We start from the raw sequence: 4,058 nt of genomic DNA, 5'->3' as shown, positions 1-4,058 counted from the left end.
GAGCCTACGCCATCATCATCGTTAGTATCCCAATAACCTTTTAATCTAGGATCGTCTCCAGCATTATTCTCCATTTTTGCGTTAAACTTTTCTATTCCGTCTATTATAACCTGGTCATTAAAGTTTTCTTCTTTAAATAAATATCCATATGAAATGTCAGGTGGACAAAAGCAGAGAGTTGCAGCTGCAAGAGCAATAATAACTAATCCATCACTTATATTAGCAGATGAACCGACAGGGGCTCTTGATTCGAAATCAACGGATCAGTTACTCGACTTATTCACGACTATTAATGAATCTGGTCAAACCATTGTCATGGTAACTCATAGTACGAAAGCAGCAAGCCATGCAAATCGTGTATTGTTTATTAAAGATGGGGAGGTATTTCATCAATTATATAAAGGTTCAATGTCAAACGAGGAGATGTTTGAGAAAATTTCTCATTCCCTAACGGTCATGACTACTGGGGGGCGAACTCATGAATAAGTTTCTTTATCCTAAACTTGCTTGGATGAACATTAAGAAAAATAAGCAAACGTATATGCCATATATTCTGACTTGTATTGGCACAATGATGATGTTCTATGTGATGCATGCCATTTCTTTAAATGATGGATTACTTAATATGCCAAATTCTATGTCTTTACAAAGTATTTTATCAATGGGCGTTGTGGTCATCCTCATTTTTTCAGTTATCTTCTTACTGTACACGAATAGTTTTTTAATTAAGCGACGTAAGAAAGAACTTGGTTTATTTAATGTGCTAGGGATGGAGAAAAAACATATTGCTTGGGTATTGTTTTTCGAAACCCTCTTTACCTCGTTGATTAGTTTAGCATTTGGATTATTCGGGGGGATTATTTTAAATAAATTAATGTTCGTCCTACTACTAAGGTTATTAAAATTTGATATTCCACTAGGCTTTGAACTAGATATGGCATCTATTGAATTTACAGCGCAATGTTTTAGTCTTATCTTCATTCTGACGTTGATTTGTAACTTAGTTCAAATCTGGATGTCTAAACCAATTGAGCTATTAAAAGGTGGACAGGTTGGGGAAAAAGAACCGAAAACAAAATGGATTAGTGCCATCATTGGTGTTCTTTCGTTAGGAATTGGATATAGGATTGCTTTATCTGTTGAGACGCCTCTTGCTGCTATTCCTTTGTTTTTAGTCGCTGTTATCTTTGTCATGATTGGGACGTATGAACTATTTACAGCTGGAAGTATTGTGGTGTTAAAACTACTTCGAAAAAATAAGAAAATCTATTATAAAAAACATAACTTTATTGCGATATCAGGCATGATGTATCGTATGAAACAAAATGCTAAAGGATTAGCGAATATTTGTATTTTAAGTACGGCTGTGATTGTCATGTTATCTACAACGGTTTCACTGTATGTTGGGATGGAAGAATCGTTACATACTCAATATCCACAGGATGTTTTCCTTCGAGGAAATGATGTCAATGATGAAAAGATTAATCGTATAAATCAAATATTAGATGATAAAGTTAATGAATATCAGATAAAGCTTAAAGATGAGTTTCATTATAAAAGTAAATCGATGATGGCGACGTTAAAAGACGGAAACTATGCTTTAGGCCAAAATATAAGTTCTGATAGTTATTCATTTGGATTTATCTCAATCGATGATTTTAATCGATTAGAACAAACTGATATTCAGTTGAGTGTTGATGAGGTTCTAATCTTTTCAATATCGGGAACGTATGGAAAAGATTCAATAATGATTAATAATCAGGTATATCAGATTAAGCAGGAATTTGATGAAGTCAGTTTTCAACCCAAACAAGAAAATTCACTTTTTCCAGTCTATCTTTTAATCGTCAATGATATTCAAATTTTTGGCGAAGAGGATGTGTATTATAGTGTAGGATTTAATGTGGATAACACAGATGAAGTATCAGTAGAGTTTGTAGATTCCCTAAACACTGAATTTAGATTGAATTCCATTGATGCGTATGTTTCAGGGGCAGCATCGAGTCGAGCTGACTTTTTGATGAGTTATGGCGGATTATTTTTCTTAGGAATTTTCCTCGGAACACTCTTCTTAATGGCAACTGTGTTGATTATTTATTATAAACAGGTTTCAGAAGGTTACGATGATAAAGAGCGTTTTGAAATTATGCAACGTGTGGGGATGAGTAAACAAGAGATTAGAAAAACGATTCGTGTTCAAATTTTAATGGTCTTTTTCTTACCACTTATCTTCATGATGATTCATATTGCGTTTGCCTTCCCGATTATTACAAAGTTACTCGCTTTGTTCGGATTGATGAATACCCAACTTTTTTTAGCAGCTACGATTGGAACGATTGTCATCTTTGCTAGTATCTATGCATTAATCTTTAATTTAACAGCTAAAACATACTATAAAATTGTAGAATAAATAACGTTTAAACCCGATTAAATCCCCATCGATTTAATCGGGTTTATTTTGTTGTTATTAGTTATAAAACTGTCTAATAAAAGTCCACTGTTTATGAGATTTGTTCACTAAAGAATTAAAAATGAAAGTGCTATAATGATGCTAGCTAACATAGGGTTAGTCTTTTATGGAGAACTAATTAAAGGATAAAGAGGTGGACTAGTATGAGTTTAAAGTATGTATTTCCCAAGGATTTTTGGTGGGGAACGGCAACTTCAGGACCGCAAAGTGAGGGAGGTGCTGATGTAGATGGAAGAGGGCAATCTATTTGGGACTATTGGTTTCAAATTGAACCAGAAAAATTCCATAATCAAGTTGGACCAAAAGATACATCGACTTTTTATGCTAACTATAAAGATGATATTCAGTTATTAAAAGAGACGGGGCATAACTCATTTAGAACATCGATTCAATGGAGTCGTTTAATTCCTGATGGGATTGGTCGAGTAAATCAAAAGGCAGTAGATTTTTATAATAATGTTATCGATGAGTTAATTGAAAATGGTATTGAGCCATTTATGAATTTATATCATTTTGATATGCCAGCCACTATGCAAGAAATGGGTGGATGGGAAAATCGTGCGGTTGTAGAGGCTTATGCTGAGTATGCTAAGGTCTGCTTCGAATTATTTGGAGATCGTGTTAAACACTGGATCACATTTAATGAGCCGATTGTTCCGGTTGAAGCGGGTTATTTATATAATTGGCATTATCCAAATGTCATGGATGGAAAACGCGGGATTCAAGTCGCCTTCAATACGATGTTAGCGAGTGCAAAAGCAATAGAAGTTTATAAAAGCTTAAATTTAGATGGCCAAATCGGGGTTGTTTTAAATTTAACACCGTCTTATCCACGTTCGATTGAAAATCCTGATGATGTTAAAGCTGCACATATTGCGGATTTATTCTTTAATAATAGTTTCTTAGATCCATCAGTTAAAGGAGAGTATCCAAAAGATTTAGTTTCATTATTAAAGGAACATGATGTATTACCTCAATATGAAACAGAAGACTTAGAGGTTATTAAACATAACACAGTTGATTATTTAGGGGTAAATTATTATCAACCTCGTCGAATTAAAGCAAAAGAAAGTGAAGTTAATAAAGACATCTTTATGCCAGATTGGTTCTTTGACTATTATAAGATGCCAGGTCGTAAAATGAATCCTCATCGTGGATGGGAAATTTACGAAAAAGGGATTTATGATATCTGTCTTAATATAAGAGATAATTATGGTAATATTCCATTTTATATATCTGAAAATGGGATGGGAGTTGAAGGGGAAGAACGATTTCTAAATGCCGATGGAATGATTGAGGATGATTACCGTATTGAGTTTATTCAGGATCACTTAGCATGGTTACATAAAGCGATTCAAGAGGGGGCCAACTGCAAAGGATATCATCTGTGGACGTTTATTGATTGCTGGTCATGGTGTAATTCGTATAAAAACCGATATGGATTAATTTCACTGGATTTAACGACGCAAAAACGGACGATTAAAAAGAGTGGTCACTGGTTTAAGCAATTATCTGAACAAGGGGGATTCTAGTATGACAAAAATTATAAAATTAAATCCATTTTATAGCGAAAAAGTTTGGGGTTATG

At 34.0% G+C, this 4,058-nt stretch carries 2 protein-coding genes and 1 pseudogene; all 3 read left to right on the top strand.

Annotated elements, in window-relative coordinates:
- Positions 1 to 132 precede the first annotated feature (132 nt).
- Positions 133 to 486 (top strand): annotated as a pseudogene (locus QWC74_RS00800) (ATP-binding cassette domain-containing protein); the annotation flags it as partial.
- Positions 479 to 2,410 (top strand): FtsX-like permease family protein, encoded by a 1,932-nt coding sequence (locus QWC74_RS00795; RefSeq protein WP_006784658.1) that lies wholly within the window; start codon positions 479 to 481, stop codon positions 2,408 to 2,410. The pseudogene QWC74_RS00800 and the gene QWC74_RS00795, both read left to right, overlap by 8 nt.
- A gap of 203 nt (positions 2,411 to 2,613) precedes the next feature.
- Positions 2,614 to 4,002, top strand: a complete 1,389-nt coding sequence (locus tag QWC74_RS00790; RefSeq protein ID WP_055163845.1) for a glycoside hydrolase family 1 protein — start codon at positions 2,614 to 2,616, stop codon at positions 4,000 to 4,002.
- The last annotated feature ends 56 nt before the right edge of the window (positions 4,003 to 4,058 follow it).

Source organism: uncultured Turicibacter sp., from assembly GCF_938044715.1.
In the GTDB taxonomy this organism is placed as follows: domain Bacteria; phylum Bacillota_I; class Bacilli_A; order MOL361; family Turicibacteraceae; genus Turicibacter; species Turicibacter sanguinis.
The sequence above is the reverse complement of the archived record's forward strand: the minus strand, read 5'-3'. Positions and strand labels throughout refer to the sequence as shown.